This window comes from Streptomyces sp. NPDC045678 (genome assembly GCF_056432085.1).
In genome coordinates this window covers 507521-534462 of the sequence record NZ_JBWKJS010000004.1, presented here as the reverse complement: position 1 = coordinate 534462, position 26942 = coordinate 507521, and the positions used below count along the sequence as shown (strand labels likewise).

Here is a 26942-nt window from a genome sequence, read left to right as displayed (position 1 = left end):
GTAGTCGCGGAGCTTGTCCTGAGGTGCTTCGGCCGTCATCAGGCCTCCCCCAGTTCGCTGTCGACGAGCGCGAAGATCTCGTCGTCGGTGGCCGTGGACAGGTCGTCGTCCCTGACCGCTTCCGGATCCCGCTTCTCCGCGGCCTCCCGCCACTCGGCGAGGAGGGCCTCCAGCTGGATCGTCACGTCCTCGGCACCCTCGGTGTCCGGGGTGAGCGACCGCAGGTCGGCGCGGAGCCGTCCGACGGCGGCCAGTACCGGTTCGGCCGCGGAGGGCGTGGCCGTGCCCAGCAGGCCGGCGAGGTGCCCGGCGAGGGCTGTCGGGCTGGGGTGGTCGAAGACGAGGGTGGCCGGCAGGCGCAGACCGGTGAGGGCCGCGAACCTGTTGCGCAGCTCCACGGCGGTCAGGGAGTCGAAGCCCAGGTCGCGGAAGGGCCGGTCCGGCGAGACGGCGTCGGAGGTGCCGTGGCCGAGCACCGCCGCGGCGTGGTCGCGCACCAGGCCGAGGAGGAGCTCCGTGCGTTCGGGGCCGGACAGCGAGGCGAGCTGCTGTTCGAGTCCGGCGCCGCGGGCCGCGGTGCCTGCGGTGCGGCGGGCCGTGGCGTGGATCAGCCTGCGGAACATCGCGGGCACCTCGCCACTGCGGTTGCGGAGCCTCCCGATGTCCAGGTGCATGGGCAGCAGCACCGGCTCGGCGTTGTCCCGGGCCGCGTCGAAGAGGGCCAGGCCCTCCTGCTCGGACATCTCGGCGACGCCGTTGCGGGCGATCCGGGCGAGCTCGGTGGAGCCGAGCCGGCCCGTCATCGTGCTGCGATCGGTCCACAGTCCCCAGGCGAGGGCCTGTCCGGCGAGGCCCCGCGTGCGGCGGTGTTCGGCGAGCGCGTCGAGGAAGGCGTTGGCGGCCGCGTAGTTGGACTGCCCTGCCCCGCCGAGCACGCCGCTGGCGGAGGAGAAGAGCACGAAGTCGGCCAGCGGGGCGTTGTCGAGGAGCCGGTGCAGGTTCCAGGCCGCGTCGACCTTGGGCCGCATCACGGTGTCGAGCCGTTCGGGGCTCTGCTTGTCGATGACGCCGTCGTCGAGTACGCCTGCGGAGTGGACGACGGCCACGAGCGGATGCCGGTCGTCGACGGACCGTACGGCCTGTTCGAGGGCGGTGGCGTCGGCGAGGTCGCAGGAGGCCCAGGTGACGTCGGCGCCGAGCTCGGTGAGTTCCCGCACCAGGTCGGTGCGTTCCGCGCCGCGGCTGACCAGCAGCAGCCGTCGTATGCCGTGCCGGGTGACCAGATGCCGTGCGACGAAGCCGCCCAGGGTGCCGGTGGCGCCGGTGACCATGACGGTGCCGTCGGTGTCGATGGGCCGGGGCACGGTGAGGACGATTTTGCCTATGTGCTTGGCCTGGCTGATGTGCCGGAAGGCCTCCGGTGCCCGGCGCACGTCCCACTGGGTGATCGGCAACGGCCGGAACTCGCCCGCTTCGAAGAGCCGGACGATCTCGGCGAGCATCTCCCCGGTGCGCTGCGGCCCCGCCTCGACGAGGTCGAAGGCCTGGTAGGCGACTCCGGCGTGGTCCTCCGCCACCTGCTCGGGGCGCCGGATGTCGGTCTTGCCCATGTCCACGAACCGGCCGCCGCCGGGCATCAGCCGCAGCGAGGCGTCGACGAACTCCCGGGCCAGCGAGTTCAGGACGAGGTCGACTCCCTTGCCTTCGGTGGCGTCCAGGAACTTCTGCTCGAAGTCGAGGGTGCGGGAGGAGGACAGGTGTGCGTCGTCGAGCCCCAGGGCGCGCAGCGCGCCCCACTTGCGCGGGCTGGCGGTGCCGAACACCTCGGCGCCCAGGTGCCGGGCGATCTGCACGGCGGCCATGCCGACACCGCCGGCGGCGGCGTGGATGAGGACGCGGTCGCCCGCGCGGATGCCGCCGAGGTCGCACAGCCCGTAGTAGGCCGTCAGGAACGCGGCGGGCACCGAAGCCGCCTGTGCGAACGTCCAGCCCTCGGGCATCCGCGCCAGGTAGCGGTGGTCGGTGACGGCGAGGGGCCCGAAGCCGGAGGACAGGATGCCCATCACGCGGTCGCCGGGGGCCAGACCCGGTACGGCGGCTCCGACTTCGACGACGACGCCGGCGGCCTCACGGCCGAGGGTCAGGTCGTCCCCGACCATGCCGAGGGCGGCGACCACGTCGTGGAAGTTGAGGCCGCCCGCGTGGACGGCGACCCGGACCTCGTTGTCGGCGAGGGTCTTCTCGGCGTGCGGGTAGACGCCCAGCGTGAGGTTGTCGAACGTGCCCGGTTCGGTGATCTCGAGCCGCCAGGACCCGGCTCCGGCGGGCGGCTCCAGCTCGGGTGCGGTGGCGCGGACCAGGCGGGCGGCGGTGGGCCGGCCCTCTCGGATCATGATGCGCGGCTCGTCGGACTGGATCGCCTCGGCCAGGACGGCCGCCGAGGCGGGGTGGTCGTCGAGGTCGACGAGGGTGATCCGCCCGGGGTTCTCGGTCTGGGCGGAGCGCACGAGCCCCCAGACGGGGCTGCGCAGGAGGTCGCCGGGGAGGGCGTTGCGGGTCACGACCACCAGCCGGGTGTCGGCGAGCCGTTCGTCGGCGAGCCACTCCTGTACGGCACCCAGCACCTGGGCGGTGACGGCCCGGACCGCCGCGGGCAGGTCCGCGTCCGGCTCGCCGGTCCCCGTGCAGGGCAGCACCAGCACCTCGGGGGCGGTGTCGGCGGACGCGGGGTCCGGGGCGGAGGCGGGGTTCGGGGCGGTCCCGACCTCCCAGCCCGCGGCGCGCAGCGCGGCGCCGAGCCCGAGCTGGTCGTCGCCCAGTACGACGCCGTGTGCGGCGGTCGTACTTCCGACGACGGGGACGGCCTCGTCCCAGGCCACCTTGAACAGCGACTCGGGCCGTTTCACGGTCAGCCCGCCGCGGTCGACCGGCCGGGTCGCGAGGTGTCCGAGGGAGAAGACCGGAAGTCCCGTCGCGTCCCACGCCTCCCACGCCATCCCCTGCTGAGCGGCCGGGGACACCCGTACGCGGAGCGACCGGGCGCCGGTCGCGAACAGCTGTACGTCGCCGAACGCGAACGGCAACCTGGTCTCGCCGGAGCCCAGTTGGCCGGCGGCCGCGGTCTGCACGGCGGCGTCGAACAGGGCGGGGTGGATGCCAAAGCCGTCCACGTCGGCGTCATCGGGCAGCGCGACCTCGGCGAAGAGCTCCTCGCCCGTACGCCAGACCTTGCGCACGCCCTGGAAGACCGGACCGTAGTGGTAGCCCGCGTCGGCAAGACGCTCGTAGAACCCGTCGGCCTCCACGGGCTCCGCACCGGACGGCGGCCACACGGCCATGGTCTCCGGCTGTGCCCCCGCCGCGGTGAGGAAGCCCTCCGCGTGGGTCACCCAAACCTGGTCGTCACCGCGCGAGTGCACCGACACCGCCCGGCGGTCCGTCTCGCCGAGGTCGGATACGACGACCCTGACCTGCACGGTGTCGGACGCGCCGAGGACGAGCGGCGCGTGCAGGGTGAGCTCGTCGACCGAGCCGTGGCCGACCTGGTGGCCCGCGTGCAGGGCGAGTTCGACCCACGCCACGCCGGGGACCAGGGTCTGCCCGAGCACCTGGTGGTCGGCCAGCCAGGGGTACGCGGAGAGGGACAGCTCGCCGGTCCACACCCACTGCCCGCCCGGCAACTCCAGCGCGGTGGGCAGGAGTTCATGTCCCGCTTCGACCAGTCCTGCCACGTTGAGGTTCCCGGTGCGGGTGCGTGAGGGCTCCAGCCACAGCCGCTCCCGGAGGAAGGGGTAGGTGGGCAGGTCGACCCGTCGTCCGCCGGCCAGCATCCCCGCCCAGTCGACCGGCACACCGCGCGCCCAGGCCTCACCGGCAGACGTCACGAGCCGGGTGAGCCCGCCCTCGTCACGCCGCAGACTGCCCAGAACCACAGCCTCAACGCCACTCTCGTGAACGGTCTCCTCGATACCGACCGTCAGCACCGGATGCGGACTGGACTCCAGGAAGACCCGATGCCCCTGGGCGAGAAGCGTCTGCACTCCGGCCTGGAACTCCACGGTCTGACGCAGGTTCCGATACCAGTACTCCGCACCCAGCTCGACCGTGTCGATCCGCTCACCCGTCACGGTGGACACGAACGGAATCTCACCGGAACGCGGGGTGATCCCGTCCAGGACCTTCAGCAACTCCTCACGGATCAACTCCACCTGCACCGAATGCGAGGCGTAATCCACATCAATACGACGCGCCCGAACACCCGAAGACACACACCCGGCCAGCACCTTCTCCAGACCGGCGATCTCACCCGAGATCACCGTCGAGGAGGAACCGTTCACCGCCGCCACCGACACACCCGGCACATCCGCGACCAAGGCGGTGACCTGGTCGCGGGGCAGCGCGACGGAAACCATGCCACCGAGCCCGGACAACCGCTCCGCGATCAGACGGCTGCGCAACGCCACCACCCGCGCCGCATCCCCCACACTCAACCCACCCGCAACCGTCGCCGCAGCGATCTCGCCCTGCGAATGACCCACCACCGCGGCAACCGGCACACCCCACGACCGCCACACCCGCGCCAGCGACACCATCACCGCCCACAACGCAGGCTGCACCACCTCAACCCGCCCCAACTCCTCCACCGAACCCAGAACATCCACGAGAGAGAAGTCCACATACGGCGCAAGAGCCTCAGCACACTCCCGCATCGACTCCGCAAACACCGGCGAGGAGCCCAGCAACTCCCGCCCCATACCAACCCACTGACAGCCCTGACCGGCAAAGACCAGCACCACACCACCACCGGCATCGGGCACCACCTCAACCCCCGACACCGACGACAACTGCGACACCAGCTCCACAGAATCCCGGCCCACGACAACAGCCCGGTGCTCGAACGCCGCACGCGTCGACGCCAACGACCACCCCACATCCACCGGCGACAACTCATCCGCTACAGAGGCAAGTTGAGCGGCCTGCGCCCGCAACGCCTCAGCCGACCGCGCCGAAAGAACCCACGGCACCACACCCACAGCCGAAGGAGCCTCCGGCCGGGGCTCCGCCTCCGGCGCCTCCTCGACGATCACGTGCGCATTCGTCCCGGAGATCCCGAACGAGGAAACCCCCGCCCGCCGCACACGACCCTCCTCCGACGGCCATGGCGTGTGGTCCGACAGCAGTCGCACGGCACCGGACGACCAGTCCACCTTCGAGGTCGGCTCATCCACGTGCAGCGTCCGCGGCAGCACGCCCTTGCGCAGGGCCAGCACCATCTTCATGACCCCCGCCACACCCGCCGCGGCCTGCGTGTGACCGATGTTCGACTTCACCGAACCCAGCCACAACGGACGCCCGGCATCCCGCCCCTGCCCATACGTCGCCAACAACGCCTGTGCCTCGATCGGATCGCCGAGAGCCGTGCCGGTGCCGTGGGCCTCGACGACGTCGATGTCGGAGGGGGCGAGGCGGCCGACGGTCAGGGCGGCCTGGATGACTCGCTGCTGCGCCGGTCCGTTCGGGGCGCTGAGACCGTTCGAGGCGCCGTCCTGGTTCACGGCCGAGCTTCGCAGTACGGCCAGGACCTCGTGACCGTTGCGGCGCGCCTCCGAGAGGCGCTCCAGGACCAGTACGCCGACGCCTTCCGCCATGCCCATGCCGTCGGCGTCCGCCGAGAACGCCTTGGAACGACCGTCCAGTGCGAGTCCCCGCTGCCGGGAGAAGGACACCAGCGACAGAGGGGTGGACATCACGGTGACGCCGCCGGCCAGCGCGAGGCCGCACTCGCCGGACCTGAGGGCCTGGGCAGCCAGGTGCAGACCGACCAGGGAGGAGGAGCAGGCGGTGTCGATGGTGACGGCGGGACCCTGGAGTCCCAGCGCGTACGACACACGTCCCGAGACGACGCTGGAGGCGTTGCCGGTCAGCAGGTGGCCCTCGGAGCTCTCCGCCCCGCCGCCCCTGCCGTAGTTGCTGTTCCATGCGCCGACGTAGACGCCGACGTCCTTTCCGCGCAGCGAGCCCGGGTCGATGCCGGCCCGCTCCAGCGCGCTCCAGGAGCATTCGAGCAGCAGCCGTTGCTGCGGGTCCATGGACAGGGCCTCGCGCGGCGAGATGCCGAAGAACGCGGCGTCGAACTCGCCCGCGTCGTAGAGGAACCCGCCCTCGCGGACATAGCACTTGCCCGGCTCGTCGGGGTCGGGGTCGTAGAGGTTCTCCAGGTCCCAGCCACGGTCCTCGGGGAAGGCGGCCACCGCGTCGGTACCTTCGTCGAGCAGGTGCCAGAACTCCTCGGGCGACCGCACCCCGCCGGGGTAGCGGCACCCCATGCCGACGATCGCGATCGGCTCGGCGTTCTTGTCCTCTGCTCGCTGCAACCGCTCCGTCACGTCGGCCAGGTCGGCAGTGACGCGCCGGAGGTAGGTGCGGAGTTTCTGCTCGTCCCCCATGGAGAGGCCCGTCCTTTTCGCGTGGTGATCGTGATCTTCGGGGTGTACGTGGTGGTCGTCGTCGTGTACGTGGTCGTGGTCGTGGTCGTCGTGGAGTTCGTGGTGCTCGACGGACGTCACGAACGGCCGAACTTCGCGTCGATGAAGTCGAAGAGGTCGTCGTCGCTCACGTCGTCGACCTCTTCCCGGGCGGTTGCCGCGTCCTCGCCGTCGGCCTGGCCCCACCGCTCCAGGAGCGCCCGCAGCCGTGCGGTGAACGCCGCCCGGTCCCGGGCGTCCGGCACGGCCGCGGCGAGAGGGGCGGCCGTCAGGGTGGCGACGGTGGACTCCAGCCGCGCGAGGTCTTCCAGCAGCGCGGAGCCTGCCGGGTTGCCGTCGATTCCGAGCCGGGCGCCCAGATACGCGGCGAGCGCCGTGGAGGTGGGGTGGTCGAAGACCAGGGTGGCCGGAAGGTCGAGCCCTGTGGCGGTGACCAGCCTGTTGCGCAGTTTCACCGCGCTGAGGGAGTCGAAGCCGAGCTCGCGGAACGGCCGGTCGACCGGTACGGCGTCCGCTCCGGGGTGGCCGAGCACCACCGCGGCCTGCGCCCGCACCTCGGCGAGGAGGGCCCGCCTCCCTTGGTCCGCGGACAGTGCCGCCAGCTTGGCCGCGAGGTCCGGCGTGGGCTGGTCCGCCCCTTCCGGTGTCGGTTCGAGCCGGGCTTCGGGTATGTCGGCGATGAGGGGGCGGCCGCGTGCGGAGGTGAAGAGGGGGGCGAACGTCCGCCAGTCGATGTCGGCGACGACGAGCGTACTCTCGGCGCGGTCGATGGCCTGGTGCAGCGCGCCGAGGGCGGCCTCCGGGGCCATGAACCGCAGCCCCTGCCTGCTCCACCACTCCTCGCCGGCGCCCGCCGTCATTCCGTCGCCGGCCCAGGCACCCCAGGCGACGGAGATCGCCGGTCGGCCCTGGCTCCGGCGCTGTTCGGCCAGTGCGTCCAGGTAGGCGTTGGCCGCCGCGTAGGCGCCTTGTGCGCTGCTGCCCCACACACCGGCTCCGGAGGAGAACAGCACGAACGCGTCCACGTCGTCCAGGAGTTCGTGCAGGTGACGCGCTCCTGCCGTCTTCGCCCGCAGCACCGCCGCGGTCTCCTCGGCGTCGGTGTCCAGCAGCCGCGCGGCGCGGCCGGAGCCTGCCGCGTGCACGACCGTACGTACCGGCGGGCCGTCGGCCTGTACCCGGTCGAGGAGCGCCGAGAGCGCGGCGCGGTCCGCGACGTCGCACGCGGCGATGGTCACCCGTACGCCGAGGGCGGTGAGATCGTCGCGCAGACGGTCCGCGCCGTCCGCCTCCGGCCCCCGACGGCTGACCAGCACGATGTGCCGTGCGCCCGCGGCCGCCAGCCAGCGGGCGACCTGCCCGCCGAGGCCGCCGGTGCCCCCCGTGACGAGCGCGGTGTCGCGGGGCTGCCAGCCGGGCGCCGCCGCGTCGTGCGGAACGGGTGAACGCGCCAGCCTTCGCGCGAGCAACCCCGCCTCACGCAGGGCCAGTTGGTCCTCGCCCTCGCCTGCGGACAGTACGGCGGCGAAGACGGCGGTCGCGCGGTCGTCGAGACTGCCGGGCAGGTCGAGCAGGCCGCCCCACGCCTCCGGGTGCTCCAGGCCGGCCACCCGGGCCACGGCCCACACCTGCGCGGCGTGCGGCGGAGCCACCGGGTCCGTCGCCGTGGCCGCCACTCCGTTACGGGTCAGGGTCCACACCGGCGCCCGTACGGCCGCGTCGGAGAGGGCTTGGTAAAGCAGAACGGTGGCGGCGACGGCGCCGGGCAGCACCTCGTGGTCGGGGTGCGCCGCCCCGCTCAGCCCGAGCAGGGAGACCACGCCCACGGGGGGATCCGCGACGAGAAGCGCGGTCAGCGCCGAACGGCTCTCCCGCGATTCCAGTACCAGCCGCTCGGGCTCGGCCCCGTGACCTCGCAGCGCCGAGCAGACCCAGTCGACGACGGGATCGTCCTCGTGACCGGCGGGCACGACGACCGCCCAACGCCCGGACAACGTCGCGTCGTACGACGGTGTGGCGACCGGCCGCCATACGACCCGGTACCGCCAGGAGTCCACCGCCGCCCTGCGCTGCCGGTCCCGACGCCACGCCGACAGCGTCGGCAGCAGATCCGCGACGGGCCCGTGGAGATCGTGCCCCGGCTCGGCCACCGAGCCCCGGAGCAGGCCCGCCAACCCGGCGGCGTCGCCCTGCTCGACGGCCGTCCAGAACTCGTCGTCGGCCGGGCCGCCGGTCAGGGCGTGATCCGTGGGCGTCGGCGCTTCGAGCCAGTAGGGCTGGTGCTGGAAGGGGTAGGTGGGCAGGTCGACCCGCCGGCCGCCCGCGAGCATCCCCACCCAGTCGACGGGCACACCGCGCGCCCACGCCTCACCGGCCGCGCCCACCAACCGCCGCAACCCGCCCTCATCACGACGCAGCGACTCCAACGCCACGACCCGGTCAGCCGTCTCCTCGATGCCGACGGTCAGGACCGGATGCGGACTGGACTCCAGGAAGACCCGGTGTCCCTGGGCGAGCAGAGACTCCACCCCGGTCTGGAACTCCACGGTCTGACGCAGGTTCCGGTACCAGTACTCCGCACCCAGCTCGACCGTATCGATCCGCTCGCCCGTCACGGTGGACACGAACGGAATCTCACCGGAACGCGGAGCAATCCCGTCCAGGACCTTCAGCAACTCCTCACGGATCAACTCCACCTGCACCGAATGCGAGGCGTAATCCACATCAATACGACGCGCCCGAACACCCGAAACCACACACCCGGCCAACACCTCCTCCAGACCGGCGATCTCACCCGAGACCACCGTCGAAGAAGAACCATTCACCGCCGCCACCGACACACCCGGCACATCCGCGACCAAGGCGGTGACCTGGTCGCGGGGCAGCGCGACAGACACCATGCCACCGAGCCCGGACAACCGCTCCGCGATCAAACGGCTCCGCAACGCCACCACCCGCGCCGCATCCCCCACACTCAACCCACCCGCAACCGTCGCCGCAGCAATCTCACCCTGCGAATGACCCACCACCGCAGCAACCGGCACACCCCACGACCGCCACACCCGCGCCAGCGACACCATCACCGCCCACAACGCAGGCTGCACCACCTCAACCCGCCCCAACTCCTCCACCGAACCCAGAACATCCAGCACAGAGAAGTCCACATACGGCGCAAGAGCCTCAGCACACTCCCGCATCGACTCCGCAAACACCGCAGACCCAGCGAGAAGTTCACGCCCCATACCAACCCACTGACAGCCCTGACCGGCAAACACCAGCACCACACCACCACCGGCATCGGGCACCACCTCAACCCCCGACACCGACGACAACTGCGACACCAGCTCCACAGAATCCCGACCCACAACCACAGCCCGGTGCTCAAACGCCGCACGCGTCGACGCCAACGACCACCCCACATCCACCGGCGACAACTCAGCTGCTACAGACGCGAGTTGAGCGGCCTGCTCACGCAACGCCTCAGCCGACCGCGCAGACAACACCCACGGCACCACGTCAACACACGCAGCCTCCGGCCGGGGCTCCGCCTCCGGCGCCTCCTCGACGATCACGTGCGCGTTCGTGCCGGAGATCCCGAACGACGACACACCCGCCCGCCGCACACGCCCCGTCCCCGACGGCCACTGCCGCTCCTCGGTCAGCAACCGCACCGCACCCGAGTCCCAGTCCACCTCACCCGACGGCTCATCCACATGCAGCGTCCGAGGCAGCACGCCCTTGCGCAGGGCCAGCACCATCTTCATGACCCCCGCCACACCCGCCGCGGCCTGCGTGTGACCGATGTTCGACTTCACCGAACCCAGCCACAACGGACGCCCGGCATCCCGCCCCTGCCCATACGTCGCCAACAACGCCTGCGCCTCGATCGGATCACCCAGCGACGTCCCCGTACCGTGGCCCTCCACCACATCCACGTCCGAAGTGGTCAGGAAGCCTTCGGCCAAGGCCTGGCGGATGACGTCCTGTTGGGACGGACCGTTCGGGGCGGTGAATCCGCTGCTGGCTCCGTCCTGGTTGACCGCCGAGCCCCGTATGACGGCCAGGACCTCGTGACCGTTGCGACGGGCGTCCGAGAGGCGTTCCAGGACCAGTACGCCGACGCCCTCGCCGAAACCCGTGCCGTCGGCCGTGGACGAGAACGCCTTGCAGCGGCCGTCCGGGGCGAGTCCCCGCTGTCGGCTGAAGGTGGCGAACACCGTAGGCGCCGCGATGACGGAGGCGCCGCCGGCCAGCGCGAGGGTGCACTGGCCCTGCCGCAGGGCCTGGGCGGCGAGGTGCAGGGCGACGAGCGAGGAGGAGCAGGCCGTGTCGACGGTGACGGCGGGGCCGTTCAGGCCGAGCGTGTAGGAGACACGGCCCGAGGCGACGCTGCCGGCGTTGCCGAGGCCGATCACGCCCTCCAACTCGTCGTCGACCGACGGGAGTCGGGTCGCGTACTCGTGCGTCATGAGCCCGGTGTAGACGCCGGTGCGGGTGCCCTTGAGGGTGGACGGGTCGATGCCCGCCCGTTCCAGCGCCTCCCACGAACACTCCAGCAGGAGGCGGTGCTGCGGGTCCATCGCCAGCGCCTCACGCGGCGAGATACCGAAGAAGCCCGCGTCGAAGCCGGATACGTCGTGGACGAACCCGCCTTCGCGGACGTAGGCCTTGCCCGGCGCGTCCGGGTCGGGGTCGTAGAGGTTCTCCAGATCCCAGCCGCGGTCGGCGGGGAAGGGACCGATCGCGTCGCGTCCCTTCGCCACGAGGTCCCACAGGTCCTCGGGAGTGCGCACACCGCCGGGCAGCCGGCAGCCCATGGCGATGACCGCGATGGGTTCGGTACCGGCGGACTCCAGTTCCCGCACCCTGGCTTTCGCGGTCCGCAGGTCCGCGGTCACCCGCTTGAGATAGGCGAGTGCTTTGTCGTCGCTGTTCACTGCGTACCCCCGATACCCAGTTCGTTGTCGATGAGGGCGTAGATCTCGTCCGCTGTCGCGTTCTCCAGGTCGTCTCCGGGACCGTCCGATCCGTCCGAGCCCTCCGAGCCCTCCGAGCCCTCCGAGCCGTTGGTGCTGCCGGGGCTGCCGGGGCTGCCTGGCTGACGCATTTCGTCGAGCAGGGCCGCCAGGCGTTGTGCCACGAGGGCGCGGTCCAGGCCGCCGTCGGGAGTCGATCCGTGCACGCTGCGGCGCAGGGCTTCCAGCTGTTCCACGGCCTGCGCGGTCGGGTCGACGGTGCCCACGAGCTGCTCGGCCAGGTGGGCGGCCAGGGCGGCCGGGCTGGGGTGGTCGAACACCGCGGTGGCGGGCAGGCGCAGCCCCAGCTGACGGGAGAGCTGGTTGCGCAGCCGTACCGCCGTCAGGGAGTCGAACCCCAGCTCCAGGAAGCCCCGGGTGAGGGAGATGGCGTCACGGTTGTCGTGGCCGAGGACGGCCGCCGCGGTGTCGAGGACGATCTGCTGCACGCGCCGCTGTCGCTCGTCGGCGCCCAGCTCGGCCAGCCGCCGCCGGGCCTCCTGCCCTTCGCCCGCGGCCCCTGCGGGCTCCGCGCCGGTGACGGCCCGACGGCGTACGCGTACCAGACCGCGCAGCATCGGCGGGACGTCCTCGGTGGACGTCGGCTCCAGCCGGATCGGCACCGCCAGTGGCTCCCCGGCGGCCAGGGCCGCGTCGAAGGCGGCCAGGGCCTCCTGGGTGGACAGAGCGCCGACGGCCGCGATGCTGCGGGAGGGGGATCCCACCCGCCGGGTCAGTTCGCTGCGGTGCTCCCACAGGCCCCAGGCCAGTGAGATGCCGGGCAGCCCCTGGGCGGTGCGGTGGGCGGCCAGTGCGTCCAGGAAGCCGTTCGCCGCGGCGTAGTTGGCCTGCCCCGCCGCGCCGAGCACCGAGGCGGCCGAGGAGAACAGGACGAAGGCGGTCAGCGGCATTCCGGCGGTGAGTTCGTGCAGGTGCCAGGCGGCGTCCGCCTTGGGCCGCAGGACCGGGTCGAGCCAGTCGGCGGACCGCGTGCCGAGCACGCCGTCGTCCAGCGCTCCGGCGGCGTGCACGACGGCCGACAGCGGATGGCCGGTGTCGACCGCGGCGAGGAGCGCGGCCACACTCGCGCGGTCGGCGATGTCGGCCGCCACGATGTCGACGTGCGCGCCTCGCTCGGTGAGTTCGGCGCGCAGCCGGTCCGCGCCGTCGGCGGCCGGTCCCCGCCGGCTGACCAGCAGCAGCCGGGTGACTCCGTGCGTCTCCACCAGGTGCCGGGCGAGCAGACCGCCGAGGGTGCCCGTGCCTCCGGTGATCAGGACGGTGCCGGTGCCCGGTGAGCCCGCACCGGCGGGGGCCTGCGCCCGGGCAAGGCGAGGGGCCCTGCCTTCTCCGGCACGCACGACGACCTCCGGTTCCGGGCCGAGTGCGTATCCGGGAAGGGCCGCGAGTGAGGCGGGATGAGCGTCGAGGTCGACGAGGGTGATGCGGTCGGGGTGCTCGGCCTGTGCGGCGCGCAGGAGGCCGCGCACCGTTCCGTGGAGGAGGTCCCCGTCCTCCGCTTCGCGGCTCACGACGACCAGCCGGGCGTCGCCGAAACGTTCGTCGGTGATCCAGTCCTGCACCACGCCCAGCACGTGAGCGGTCGCCGCCCGGACGGCGGCCGGCACATCCTCGGGGGCTCCCGCGTCCTCCGTGCCGGGAAGCGTGAACAGGACGGCTTCGGGTGTCGGGGCGATGCCGGCCAGGTCGGTGGCCGTCGTCACCTGCGCGCCCGTGGCCTCCAGCCCCGCGGCAAGTCCGGCCGGGTCCGCTCCGACGACCGCCCAGGAGGCCGGGGCCGGCCCGGTGGACGCCTCCTGCCGCGTTTCGACCCGGAAGAGGTGCCCCGCCCGCCGTACGGCGAACTGGCCGGCGTCGACGGGCCGGCTGGCGAGCCGCCCGATGGTGAGGACCGGCAGCCCGGACTCGTCCCACGCCTGCCACGCGGAGTTCCGCGGATCGATCCGGACCCGCAGCGAGGTCGCCCCGGTGGCGAACAGCCGGACGTCCGAGAAGGCGAACGGCAGCCGGGGGCCGTCATCGTCCTTGCCCACGCTCGTCCGGGCGCAGGCCACGCTGTGCACGGCCGCGTCGAAGAGCCCGGGGTGAAGGCCGTATCCATCGGCGTCGGCGCCCTCCGGCAGGGCGATCTCGGCAACGAGGTCCTCACCGGCACGCCAGGCTCGTCGCAGGCCGCGGAACTCGTTCCCGTAGTGGTAGCCGCCCGTGGCGAGCTCGTCGTAGAACCCGTCGACGTCGAGGGGTGCGGCACCGGTCGGCGGCCATTCCGTCAGCGGTTCCGGCGACGGTCCTGCCGTGCCGAGGATCCCCTCGGCGTGGGTGACCCAGTCGCCGTCGTCACGGCGCGAGTGCATCGACACGGTACGCGTGGCGTGCTCTTCCGTCTCCGCTACGACGACCCTGACCTGCACGCTGTCGGACTCGCCCAGCACGAGCGGCGTCTGGAGGGTGAGCTCCTCGACGGTGCCGAATCCGGCCTGGTGGCCCGCGTGCAGGGCGAGTTCGACCCACGCCACGCCGGGCAGTAGTACCTGCCCGAGCACCTGGTGATCGGCCAGCCACGGGTACGAGGACAGCGACAGCCGTCCCGTCCAGACCCGCTGGCCGTCCGGCAGGTCGATCGCGGCCGGCACGAGCGCGTGCCCGGCCTCGGTCAGCCCGACGGCGGTCACGTCCCCGGCGGGGTCGCGCGGTCCCTCGAGCCAGTAGGGCTGGTGCTGGAAGGGGTAGGTGGGGAGGTCGACCCGCCGGCCGCCGGCCAGCATCCCCGCCCAGTCGACCGGCACACCCCGCGCCCAGGCCTCCCCGGCAGACGTCACGAGCCGGGTGAGCCCACCCTCGTCACGCCGCAGACTGCCCAGAACCACAGCCTGAACGCCACTCTCGTGAACGGTCTCCTCGATACCGACCGTCAGCACCGGATGCGGACTGGACTCCAAAAACGCCCGATACCCCTGAGCAAGAAGCGTCTGCACTCCGGTCTGGAACTCCACGGTCTGGCGCAGGTTCCGGTACCAGTACTCCGCACCCAGCTCGACCGTATCTATCCGCTCGCCCGTCACGGTGGACACGAACGGAATCTCACCGGAACGCGGAGCAATCCCATCCAGGACCTTCAACAACTCCTCACGGATCAACTCCACCTGCACCGAATGCGAGGCGTAATCCACATCAATACGACGCGCCCGAACACCCGAAGCCACACACCCGGCCAACACCTCCTCCAGACCGGCGATCTCACCCGAGACCACCGTCGAAGAAGAACCATTCACCGCCGCCACCGACACACCCGGCACATCCGCGACCAAGGCGGTGACCTGGTCGCGGGGCAGCGCGACAGACACCATGCCACCGAGCCCGGACAACCGCTCCGCGATCAAACGGCTCCGCAACGCCACCACCCGCGCCGCATCACCCACACTCAACCCACCCGCAACCGTCGCCGCAGCAATCTCACCCTGCGAATGACCCACCACCGCAGCAACCGGCACACCCCACGACCGCCACACCCGCGCCAGCGACACCATCACCGCCCACAACGCAGGCTGCACCACCTCAACCCGCCCCAACTCCTCCACCGAACCCAGAACATCCAGCACAGAGAAGTCCACATACGGCGCAAGAGCCTCAGCACACTCCCGCATCGACTCCGCAAACACCGGCAAGGAGCCCAGCAACTCCCGCCCCATACCAACCCACTGACAGCCCTGACCGGCAAACACCAGCACCACACCACCACCGGCATCGGGCACCACCTCAACCCCCGACACCGACGACAACTGCGACACCAACTCCACAGAATCCCGACCCACAACCACAGCCCGGTGCTCAAACGCCGCACGCGTCGACGCCAACGACCACCCCACATCCACCGGCGACAACCCACCAACACACGAAGCGAGTTGAGTAGCCTGCGCCCGCAACGCCTCAGCCGACCGCGCCGAAAGAACCCACGGCACCACACCCACAGCCGAAGGAGCCTCCGGCCGGGAAACCTCCTCCACCAGCCCCGCCGGCGCCTCCTCAAGAATCACGTGCGCATTCGTCCCGGAGATCCCGAACGACGACACACCCGCCCGCCGCACACGCCCCGTCCCCGACGGCCACTCCCGCTCCTCGGTCAACAACCGCACCGCACCCGAGCCCCAGTCCACCTCCGCCGACGGCTCATCCACATGCAGCGTCCGAGGCAGCACACCCGCCCCCATCGCCTGCACCATCTTGATCACACTCGCCACACCCGCGGCAGCCTGCGCATGACCGATGTTCGACTTCACCGACCCCAACCACAACGGACGCCCGGCATCCCGCCCCTGCCCATACGTCGCCAACAACGCCTGCGCCTCGATCGGATCACCCAACCGCGTCCCCGTACCGTGCGCCTCCACCACATCCACATCAGCCGACCCCAACCCCGCACTCGCCAACGCCGCCCGAATCACCCGCTGCTGCGACGGACCGTTCGGCGCCGTCAGACCGTTCGACGCACCGTCCTGATTCACCGCCGAACCCCGCACCACCGCCAACACCCGACGCCCATGACGCCGCGCCACCGACAACCGCTCAAGGACGAGAATTCCGGCGCCTTCGGCCCAGGCGACGCCGTCGGCGGAGGCGGCGAAGGCCTTGCTCCGGCCGTCGGCGGCCAGGCCGCGCTGGCGGGAGAACTCGACGAAGGGGCGCGGGGTGTGCATGACGGTGACGCCGCCGGCGAGGGCCAGGTCGCATTCACCGGTCCGCAGAGCCTGCGCCGCCAGGTGCAGGCCGACGAGGGATGTGGAGCACGCGGTGTCGACGGTGACCGCGGGCCCGGTGAAGTCGAACGTGTAGGAGATGCGTCCGGAGGCGATGCTGCCCGAGCTTCCGGTGCCGAGGGTGCCCTCGAAGCCCGCGGGCGCGGCGCCCAGGCGGGAGGCGTACTCGTGGTACATCACTCCGGCGTACACGCCCGCCCGGCTGCCCCGGAGCACGGCCGGGTCGATGCCCGCCCGTTCCAGTGCCTCCCACGAGCACTCCAGGAGCAGCCGCTGCTGGGGGTCCATGGACAGGGCCTCGCGCGGTGAGATTCCGAAGAAGCCCGCGTCGAACTCGCTCGCCTCGTGCAGGAATCCGCCGTGTCGTACGTACGACTTGCCGACGGCGTCGGGGTCCGGGTCGTAGAGGTTCTCCACGTCCCATCCGCGGTCGGTGGGCCACTCCGAGATGGCGTCCGTGCCGGAGTGGACGAGGTCCCACAGATCTTCGGGGGTGCGTATGCCGCCGGGGAAGCGGCCGGCCATGCCCACGATGACGACCGGGTCGTCCTCGGACGGCGACGCGGCCGGGGCGGTGGCGACGGCAGGGGCGGCGGTCTCCTCCACCGGGGCGAGGCGGGTCAGGACGTGCTCGGCGATGGCGGCCGGGGTGGGATGGTCGTAGGTGAGGGTGGCGGGAAGCCGCAGGTCGATGGCGGCGGAGAGCCGGTTGCGGAACTCGACCGCGGTGAGCGAGTCGAACCCGGCCGCGTCGAGGCTCTGGTCGGGCGGTACGCCGTCGGCGGCGTTGTGGCCCAGTGTGTCGGCGACCGCGTTGCGCACCAGGTTGAGCACCGTGCGCTTGCGTTCGGGAGCGGTCAGTCCGGCGAGCGTGTCCCGCAGCGAGGCGGCCGGCTGTGTACGGGCCGCCGACGGCCGCTGCGGAACGAGGCTCCGCATCGGTGCGGGGAGGTGGTCGCGCCGGGCGCGCAGCGCCGCCGCGTCCACCCGCATCGGCACGAGCTGCGGCTGGTGTCCGGCGCAGCCGGCGTCGAACAGCCGCATGCCCTCCTCCGCGCTCAGTGCGGTGACACCGATACGGGAGATCCGCGTCAACTCGGCGTCGCCGAGTCCACGGGCCATGCCGCCGTGCTCGGCCCACAGCCCCCATGCGAGGGAGACGGCGGGCAGGCCGTTCCTGCGCCGGTGGACGGCGAGCGCGTCGAGGTAGGCGTTGGCAGCGGCGTAGTTGCCCTGTCCGGCCGCGCCCAGCACCGCCGACGCGGAGGAGAACAGCACGAACGCGGTCAGGTCCAGGTGGGAAGTGAGTTCGTGGAGGTGACGGGCGCCGTCGACCTTCGCCGCGAACGACGTGTCGATGCGCTCGGGCGTGAGGGCGGCCAGGACGCCGTCGTCCAGCACGCCGGCGGTGTGCACGACTGCGGTGAGCGGGTGGTCGCCCGGTACGGAGGCGAGCAGCGCGGCCACGGCGTCCCGGTCGGAGACGTCGCAGGACACGGCCGTGACGTCGGCGTCGAGCAGCTCGGCGCCCGGGGCGGGCCTGCCGCTGCGGCTCGCGAGGACGAGTCGGCGTACCCCGTGACGTTCGACGAGGTGTTCGGCCACCAGCCCTGCCAGGGCGCCCGATCCGCCGGTGATGAGGACGGTTCCGTCGGGGTCCCACTCGGCCGGGGCCTGCGGTGCGGAGACCGCGGTCAGCCGCGGGGCCAGGACCGCTCCGTCACGGATCGCGACCTGGGGTTCCCCGGTGGCGAGCGCTGCGGCCAGGGTTTCCGGCGACGGTTCGGGGTCGTCGGAGTCGACAAGACGGAAGCGGTCGGGGTGTTCGGTCTGCGCGGTGCGGACCAGGCCCCACAGTGGTGCGTGGTCGAGGTCGTGGACGTCGTCGCCGACCGCCACGGCACGATGGGTGAGGAGGGCGAGCGTGGTGGTGCCGGTGTCGGCGGCCAGCCAGCGCTGCAACAGTTCCAGTGCGTCGTACGTCGCCTGATGCGGACCCTCGCTGTCGAGACAGGGCACGACCACCATGTCGGCGTCCGCCGCGAGGGCCTCCTCCACGGTGGCGGCAAGGACCGGCCGCGGGCCGGAACCGTCGGCGGCGGGCACGGAAACCCAGTCGACCCGGAACAGCGAGTCGCGCGGGACGGCCGTGAGCTGACCGGCGGAGACCGGGCGCAGGGTGAGTGATTCGGCGGTGAGCACCGGCCTGCCGACGGTGTCGGTGACGTCCAGCCGAATGGCGTCGGTGCCCGCCCGGGAGATGCGGACGCGTACGGCGGACGCCCCGCCGGTACGCAGGGTCACGCCCTCCCAGGCGAACGGCAGGTACTTCTCCTCCGGCCGCTCACGGAAGGCGCCCAGCCGTGCCGCGTGCAGGACGGCGTCGAGCAGGGCCGGATGCATGCCGTACCGGGCGGCGTCGGCGCCGGCCGCCTCGGGCAGCACCACCTCGGCGAGAACGTCGTCCCCCAGCCGCCAAGCGGCCCGGACGCCCTGGAACAGAGGGCCGTAGTGGTAGCCGTGCTCGGCGAGTTCGGCGTAGAAGCCGTCGAGGTCCACGGCCTGTGCCTCAGGCGGCGGCCAGGCACCGGCCGTCACGACGGCCTCCGCCGGGTCTGCCGACGTCAGCAGGCCATCGGCGTGCAGCACCCAGTCGTGCTCCGCGTCGTCGTCGGGGCGGGAGTACACCCGGACCGTACGCCGCCCGTCGGCCTCCGGAGCTCCCACGGCCATCTGCACCTGCACCGCGCCCCGTTCGGGCACGACCAGCGGCTGATGCAACGTCAGGTCCTGTACGACCGGGCAGCCCACCTCCTGACCGGCGCGCACCGCCAGTTCGAGGAAGGCCGTGCCCGGCAGCAGCACCGCGCCGAGCACCGTGTGGTCGGCCAGCCAGGGATGGGTGTGCAGGGCGAGCCGCCCGGCGAAGACGACCTTGTCGTCCCCGGCCACGGTGACGACGGAGCCGAGCAGCGGATGCCGGGCATCGCCGAGCCCCAGTTCCGCGGGCTCGGTGACACCGCCGGTGTTCTGCATCCAGTAGTGCTGGTGCTGGAAGGGGTAGGTGGGCAGGTCGACGGTGCGGGCCTGCGGGAACAGCGGGGCCCAGTCGACCGGGTGGCCCTGCACGTACAAGGTGGCGGCCGCGGTCAGGGCCGTGCGGACATCGTCGTGGTCGGGACGCAGGGTGGGCACAGCGGTCACCGAAACGTCCGCGCTCTCCGCGCAATGGGTGACCATCGAGGTCAGCGATCCGGCAGGCCCCAGCTCGACGAACGTCCTCACACCCCGCTGCAAAAGAGCATCGACACCATCGGCGAAACGCACCGGCTCACGGACCTGACGCACCCAGTACTCCGGCGTCCCCCACTCCACAGGATCCACCCAGCTACCCGTGACATTGGAGACCACCGGCAACGACGGAGTGCGGTACTCCACCGACTCCAAAACCCTACGGAACTCCCCCAACACCGGCTCCACCAACGGCGAATGGAACGCATGCGAGACCGCCAGACGACGCGAACGCACCCCGCAGGCAGCCCTCACCCGCTCCACACCCGCCTCAGGCCCGGAGATCACGACCTGCCCGGGCGCGTTCACCGACGCGACCACCACGTCATCACCCAGCAGACCGGCCAGATCCTCCACCGAGGCCTGGACAGCGGCCATCGCCCCACCGGACGGCAACCCCTGCATCAACCGGGCCCGCGCGGCCACGACATGACACGCATCCTCCAGCGACCACAACCCCGCCACACACGCCGCCGACAACTCACCAATGGAATGACCGACCAGATACCCCGGCCGCACACCCCACGACTCCAACAACCGAAACAGCGCCACCTCCAACGCGAACAACCCCGCCTGCGCCCACCCCGTCCGGTTCAACTCACCCGCATCCGAACCGAACACCACCCCCCGCAAACCCGAGCCGATCCGCTCACACACCTCGTCGAAAACCTCGGCGAACACCGGGAACCGCTCATACAACCCCCGGCCCATCCCCAACCGCTGACTCCCCTGACCAGCGAAGACATACGCCAGACCACCCGGCGCGGAAGAGGCGACACCCCGAACCCCCCGGCCCTGCGCGACCTCCTCCAGCCCCTGGACGAAGTCATCCCGCTCCCGGCCCACGACCACAGCCCGATGCTCGAACACCGCACGCGTCGAAACCAACGACCACCCCACATCAGCCGGGCCCAACCCACGGACAGACGCGCCCAGTTGCACCGCCTGCGCTTGCAGCGCCTCTGCCGTCCGCGCGGAGAGCACCCACGGCACCACACCGCACGTGTCCGACTGCGGCACCGCCTCTTCCGCCGGCGCCTCCTCGATGATCACGTGAGCGTTGGTGCCGGAGATCCCGAACGAGGACACACCCGCCCGCCGCAGACGACCGCCCTCCGACGGCCACTCCCGCTCCTCGGTCAGCAACCGCACCGCACCCGAGTCCCAGTCCACCTCCGCCGACGGCTCGTCCACATGCAGCGTCCGAGGCAGCACACCCGCCTGCATCGCCTTGACCATCTTGATGACACCGGCCACGCCGGCGGCGGCCTGCGCGTGACCGATGTTCGACTTCACCGACCCCAGCCACAACGGACGCTCGGCATCCCGGCCCTGCCCATACGTCGCCAACAGCGCCTGCGCCTCGATCGGATCACCCAGTGACGTCCCCGTACCGTGTGCTTCCACGGCGTCCACGTCGTCCGGCGCCAGGCGTGCGTTGGCCAACGCGGCGCGGATCACCCGCTGCTGCGACGGACCGTTCGGCGCCGTCAGACCGTTCGACGCACCGTCCTGATTCACCGCCGAACCCCGCACCACCGCCAGCACCCGATGCCCGTTGCGCCGCGCCACCGACAACCGCTCAAGCACCAATACGCCCACACCCTCGCCCCAGCCGGTGCCGTCGGCCCCGGCCGCGAAGGCCTTGCAGCGCCCGTCCCCCGCCAGGCCTCGCTGCCGGGAGAAGACCTCGAACAGGCGGGTCGTCGGCATGACCGTCACGCCGCCCGCGAGCGCCAGGTCGCACTCCCCCGCCCGCAGCGCGCGGGCCGCCAGGTGAAGGGCGACCAGGGAGGACGAGCACGCGGTGCTGATCGTGACCGCGGGGCCCTCCAGGCCCAGGGTGTAGGAGATGCGGCCGGAGAGCACACTCGCGGAGGCGCCGGTGGCGAGATAGGCGTGGGAGCGGTCGTCGGCGCGCAGCAGAAGCGTTCCGTAGTCCTGGCCGTTCGAGCCCACGAAGACGCCCGCACGGCTGCCGTGCAGAGCCTTCGGGTCGATCCGCGACCTTTCGATCGCCTCCCACGAACACTCCAGCAGCAGCCGCTGCTGCGGATCCATGACGACGGCCTCACGCGGGGAGATGCCGAAGAAGCCCGGGTCGAACTGCCCTGCCCCGTCGAGGAACCCGCCCTCGCGGACGTAGGACCGCCCGGGGGCGTCCGGGTCGGGGTCGTACAGCCGCTCCACATCCCAGCCCCGGTCCTGCGGGAACTCCGAGACGGCGTCCGCCCCGGCCTCCAGCAACGACCAGAACTCCTCCGGACTGCCCACCCCACCGGGCAGCCGGCAACTCATCCCCACGATCGCGATCGGCTCGCGCTCGCCCTCCTCCAACTCATGCACCCGGCGCCGCGCCTCCTGGAGGTTCGCGGCGGTCTGCTTCAGGTAGTCGAGGAGCTCTTCGTCGTTGGGCATGTGGTAGTCCGCTCCCGGTGCGTCAGGCAAGGTCGGAGGTCGGCGTGGACGAACCGCGCAGTCAGGTGCGCCGGCCGTCGTGGTCGGTCAACTGGCTAGCGGGAGATGCCGAGTTCGTTGGTGAGGAAGTCGAGTACTTCGGTGCGTGAGGCGGACTTCAGGTCGCGCGAGGACTCCGGCCTGGGTTCGCAGGCGGCCTGCATGTCCTTGAGTCTGCGTCCGATGCCGGCACGCGCGTCCGGGTCCAGCGCGGCGGCGGCGAGCTTCGCCGCGAACGCGTCGAGTTCGGCGAGCAGGCCGTCCACGGTGTCCGTCACCTGGCCGTCGTCGACGGACAGGTGCTCGTGCAGGTGGTCGGCGAGCGAAGCCAGGGTCGGGTGGTCGTAGACGAGGGTCGCGGGAAGTTTCAATCCGACGCGTACGGCCAGCAGGTTGCGCAGTTCGACGGCGGTCAGCGAGTCGAAGCCGATGGCGTGGAAGGAGCTGTCCGGGCCGATCGCCGCCCGCGTCTCATGGCCCAGCACGCCGAGGACGAGTTCCTGCACGAGGTCCAGAACGGCCCGGCGGCGGTCGGCTTCGGGCAGGGCCGCCAGCTCACTCGCCAGATCGACGTCCTGTGCGCCGCGTCCGCCGCGTCCGCCGCGTCCGCCGTGTCCGCCGTGTCCGCCGTGTCCGCCCAGCTCATCCTGACCGTCTTGTCGCTGCTCGCCGAGAGAGCGCGCCTCGGGCAGGTCGGCGAGGAGCCGGCTGGGGCGCACCGCGGTGAAGTCGGCGACGAACCGCTGCCAGTCGACGTCCGCCACCACCTGTGTGGCCACCGGCTCGGCCATGACCTGCCGCAGGGTGGCGATGGCGCGGTCCGGGCCCATGAGCGGCAGGCCGTAGCGGCGCGTGCGGTGGGCGACGGCGGCATCGGCCACCATGCCCGCGCCCTGCCAGGCGCCCCAGGCGACCGAAGTGGCGGGCAGTCCGTCGGCACGCCGTCGTTCGGCCAGGGCGTCGAGGTAGGCGTTGGCGGCGGCGTAGTTGCCCTGCCCCTTGGTTCCGGTGGTTCCGGCCAGGGAGGAGAAGAGCACCAAGTGGGCGTCCCCGGCCGCCTCGTGGAGGTTCAGCGCGCCCTGTGCCTTGACCTCCAGTGCGGCGGCGAGGCGCTGCGGGGTCAGGGCGTCGATCAGGCAGTCGTCCAGTACGCCCGCGGCGTGGACGACGGTGCTCAGCGGCCGCTCGGCCGGTACTGCGCCGACCAGCCGCCGCACCGCCTCCGCGTCGGTGACGTCGCAGGCCTCGATGGTCACGGGGGTCCCGGAGGCGTTGAGTTCGGCCAGCAGCTCGGCGGCTCCGGGGGCGTCCGGGCCGCGCCGGCTGACCAGCAACAGGTGCTGGATGTCCTGGGTGACGAGCCACCGTGCCACGTTGGCTCCGACGCCTCCGGTGCCACCGGTGACCAGCACGGTGCCGCTCGGCTGCCAGTCGTGGGTCCCGGCCGGTACGGCGGAGCGCACCAGGCGACGTACGGCGACGCCGTCGGCCCGCACGGCCAGCTGGTCCTCGCCATCCGGCGCGGTGAGGGCCCGGGCGACCAGGTCCCGCATGCGTTCGTCCGTACGTGCGGGCAGGTCGACGAGACCGCCCCACAGTTGGGGCTTCTCCAGCGCGGCGACCCGGCCGAGCCCCCAGACGGCGGCCTGCGCGGCATCGGCGGGCCCGTCGGACCCATCGACCCCATCAGACCCATCGGCCCCGTTCGACCCTTCGGCCCCATCGGCCCCGTCCGACCCGTCCGACCCGTCCGACCCGTCCGACCCGTCCGACCCGTCCGACCCGTCGACGGTGACCGCCCGCCGCGTGGCGACCCACAGCGGACCGATGCCGAGCTCGTCGCAGACCTGTACGGCGTGCGCCGTGGCGACCAACCCCGTCGGCACCGCCGGCGCGTCGGGATGCGGGAGCCCGTCGAGCGCCAGCAGGCTGAGCACACCCTCGATCCGGCCGTCCCCGGTGCTCGCACGCACGGTCTCGGCCATCGCGGCCCGGTCCCCTGCCGCCGCGATCGGCACGGCGACGACCTCACACCCCCGCTCGGCCAGCATCTTCTCGGCCTCCTCCATCCACGGCACCGTCCCGTCCGTCTCGGGCACCAGCAGCAGCCAGCGGCCGGAGAGCCGGGCTCCGGAATCACTCGTGCCGAGCCGCCGCCAGTCGACGCGGTACCGCCAGCCGTCGTCCTGGGCCGGTGAGGAAGCGGTGAACAGGGGAGGTACGTCGAGCCAGTAGTGCTGGTGCTGGAAGGGGTAGGTGGGCAGGTCGACGGTGCGGGCCTGCGGGAAGAGCGGGGACCAGTCGACCGGGTGGCCCTCGGTATACAGGGATGCCGCAGCACTCAGCACGGTCCGCGACTCGTCGTGGTCGGGGCGCAGGGTGGGCACAGCGGTCACCGAAACGTCCGCGCTCTCCGCGCAATGGGTGACCATCGAGGTCAGCGATCCGGCAGGCCCCAGCTCGACGAACGTCCCCACACCCGCCTCGAGCAACGCGGCGACACCATCGGCGAAACGCACCGGCTCACGGACCTGACGCACCCAGTACTCCGGCGTCCCCCACTCCACAGGATCCACCCAGCTACCCGTCACGTTGGAGACCACCGGCAACGACGGAGTGCGGTACTCCACCGACTCCAAAACCCTACGGAACTCCCCCAACACCGGCTCCACCAACGGCGAATGGAACGCATGCGAGACCGCCAGACGACGCGAACGCACCCCACAGGCAGCCCTCACCCGCTCCACACCCGCCTCAGGCCCGGAAATCACGACCTGCCCCGGCGCGTTCACCGACGCGACCACGACATCGTGACCGAGGAAACCGCTGAGATCCTCCACCGAGGCCTGGACAGCGGCCATCGCCCCACCGGACGGCAACCCCTGCATCAACCGGGCCCGCGCGGCCACGACATGACACGCATCCTCCAGCGACCACAACCCCGCCACACACGCCGCCGACAACTCACCAATCGAATGACCGACCAGATACCCCGGCCGCACACCCCACGACTCCAACAACCGAAACAGCGCCACCTCCAACGCGAACAACCCCGCCTGCGCCCACCCCGTCCGGTTCAACTCACCCGCATCCGAACCGAACACCACCCCCCGCAAACCCGGAGAAACCCGCTCACACACCTCGTCGAAAACCTCGGCGAACACCGGGAACCGCTCATACAACCCCCGGCCCATCCCCAACCGCTGACTCCCCTGACCAGCGAAAACAAAGGCGGGCCGACCGGAACCGACGGACCCGGCCACCACGTTCGACGCCGGGCGCCCCTCGGCCACGGCGGACAGACCAGCGAGCAGTTCCTCCCGCTCCCGGCCCACGACCACAGCCCGGTGCTCGAACGCCGCACGCGTCGACGCCAACGACCACCCCACATCCACCGGCGACAACCCACCTACAGACGACGCGAGTTGAGCGGCCTGCGCCCGCAACGCCTCAGCCGACCGCGCAGACAACACCCACGGCACCACGTCAACGCACGCAGCCTCCGGCCGGGAAACCTCCTCCACCAGCCCCGCCGGCGGCTCCTCAAGAATCACGTGCGCATTCGTCCCGGAGATCCCGAACGACGACACACCCGCCCGCCGCACACGCCCCGTCCCCGACGGCCACTCCCGCTCCTCGGTCAGCAACCGCACCGCACCCGAGTCCCAGTCCACCTCACCCGACGGCTCATCCACATGCAGCGTCCGAGGCAGCACACCCGCCCCCATCGCCTGCACCATCTTGATCACGCTCGCCACACCCGCGGCAGCCTGCGCATGACCGATGTTCGACTTCACCGACCCCAACCACAACGGACGCCCGGCATCCCGACCCTGCCCATACGTCGCCAACAACGCCTGCGCCTCGATCGGATCACCCAACCGCGTCCCCGTACCGTGCGCCTCCACCACATCCACATCAGCCGACCCCAACCCCGCACTCGCCAACGCCGCCCGAATCACCCGCTGCTGCGACGGACCATTCGGCGCCGTCAGACCGTTCGACGCACCGTCCTGATTCACCGCCGAACCCCGCACCACCGCCAACACCCGACGCCCATGACGCCGCGCCACCGACAACCGCTCAAGGACCAGTACGCCCACACCCTCGCCGAAGCCCATGCCGTCGGCCGAAGCCGCGAAGGCCTTCGAGCGGCCGTCGAGGGCGAGTCCGCGCTGGCGCGAGAAGGCGACCGGAAGCTGCGGTGTGGACATGACTGTGACGGCGCCGGCCAGGGCGAGGTCGCACTCCCCCGCCCGCAGGGCACGGGCCGCCAGGTGAAGGGCGACCAGGGAGGACGAGCACGCCGTGTTCACGGTGATCGCGGGGCCCTCCAGGCCCAGCGCGTAGGAGATGCGACCGGACAGGACACTGCCGGAGGCGCCGGTGGCCAGATAGCTCTGGGACCGCTCTTCGGCGTTCAGCAACAGGGTGTTGTAGTCCTGCCAGTTGGAGCCGGCGAAGACACCGGTACGGCTGCCGTGCAGGGACTTCGGGTCGATCCGCGACCTTTCGATCGCCTCCCACGAACACTCCAGCAGCAGCCGCTGCTGCGGATCCATCGCGAGTGCCTCACGCGGGGAGATGCCGAAGAAGGCCGCGTCGAACTGCCCCGCATCGTCGAGGAACCCGCCCTCGCGGACGTAGGACCGCCCGGGGGCGTCCGGGTCGGGGTCGTACAGCCGCTCCACATCCCAGCCCCGGTCCTGCGGGAACTCCGAGACGGCGTCCGCCCCGGCCTCCAGCAACGACCAGAACTCCTCCGGACTGCCCACCCCACCGGGCAGCCGGCAACTCATCCCCACGATCGCGATCGGCTCGCGCTCGCCCTCCTCCAACTCATGCACCCGGCGCCGGGTGTCGTCGAGTTCAGCACTGACACGCTTCAGGAGGTGGCGCAGCTTGTCTTCATGTGCCAT

The 26942-nt window shown here is 71.6% G+C and carries 4 protein-coding genes; all 4 read right to left on the bottom strand.

Annotation, left to right across the window (positions count from 1 at the left end; all coding sequences use genetic code 11):
* Positions 1-38: 38 nt before the first annotated feature.
* Positions 39-6566, bottom strand: coding sequence for an SDR family NAD(P)-dependent oxidoreductase (locus AC07DO_RS16865; RefSeq protein WP_479060332.1), 6528 nt, complete (start codon positions 6564-6566; stop codon positions 39-41).
* Positions 6563-11422: a type I polyketide synthase gene (locus AC07DO_RS16860; protein ID WP_479060330.1), complete on the bottom strand. Its 4860-nt coding sequence runs from the start codon at positions 11420-11422 to the stop codon at positions 6563-6565. Before AC07DO_RS16860 ends, AC07DO_RS16865 begins: the two co-directional genes overlap by 4 nt.
* Positions 11419-21984 carry an SDR family NAD(P)-dependent oxidoreductase gene (locus tag AC07DO_RS16855; protein WP_479060328.1) on the bottom strand — a complete coding sequence of 3522 codons (10566 nt, stop codon included), beginning with the start codon at positions 21982-21984 and terminating at the stop codon, positions 11419-11421. The genes AC07DO_RS16860 and AC07DO_RS16855 overlap by 4 nt, the downstream gene beginning before the upstream one ends.
* 95 nt (positions 21985-22079) lie before the next feature.
* Positions 22080-26942: a type I polyketide synthase gene (locus AC07DO_RS16850; protein WP_479060326.1), complete on the bottom strand. Its 4863-nt coding sequence runs from the start codon at positions 26940-26942 to the stop codon at positions 22080-22082.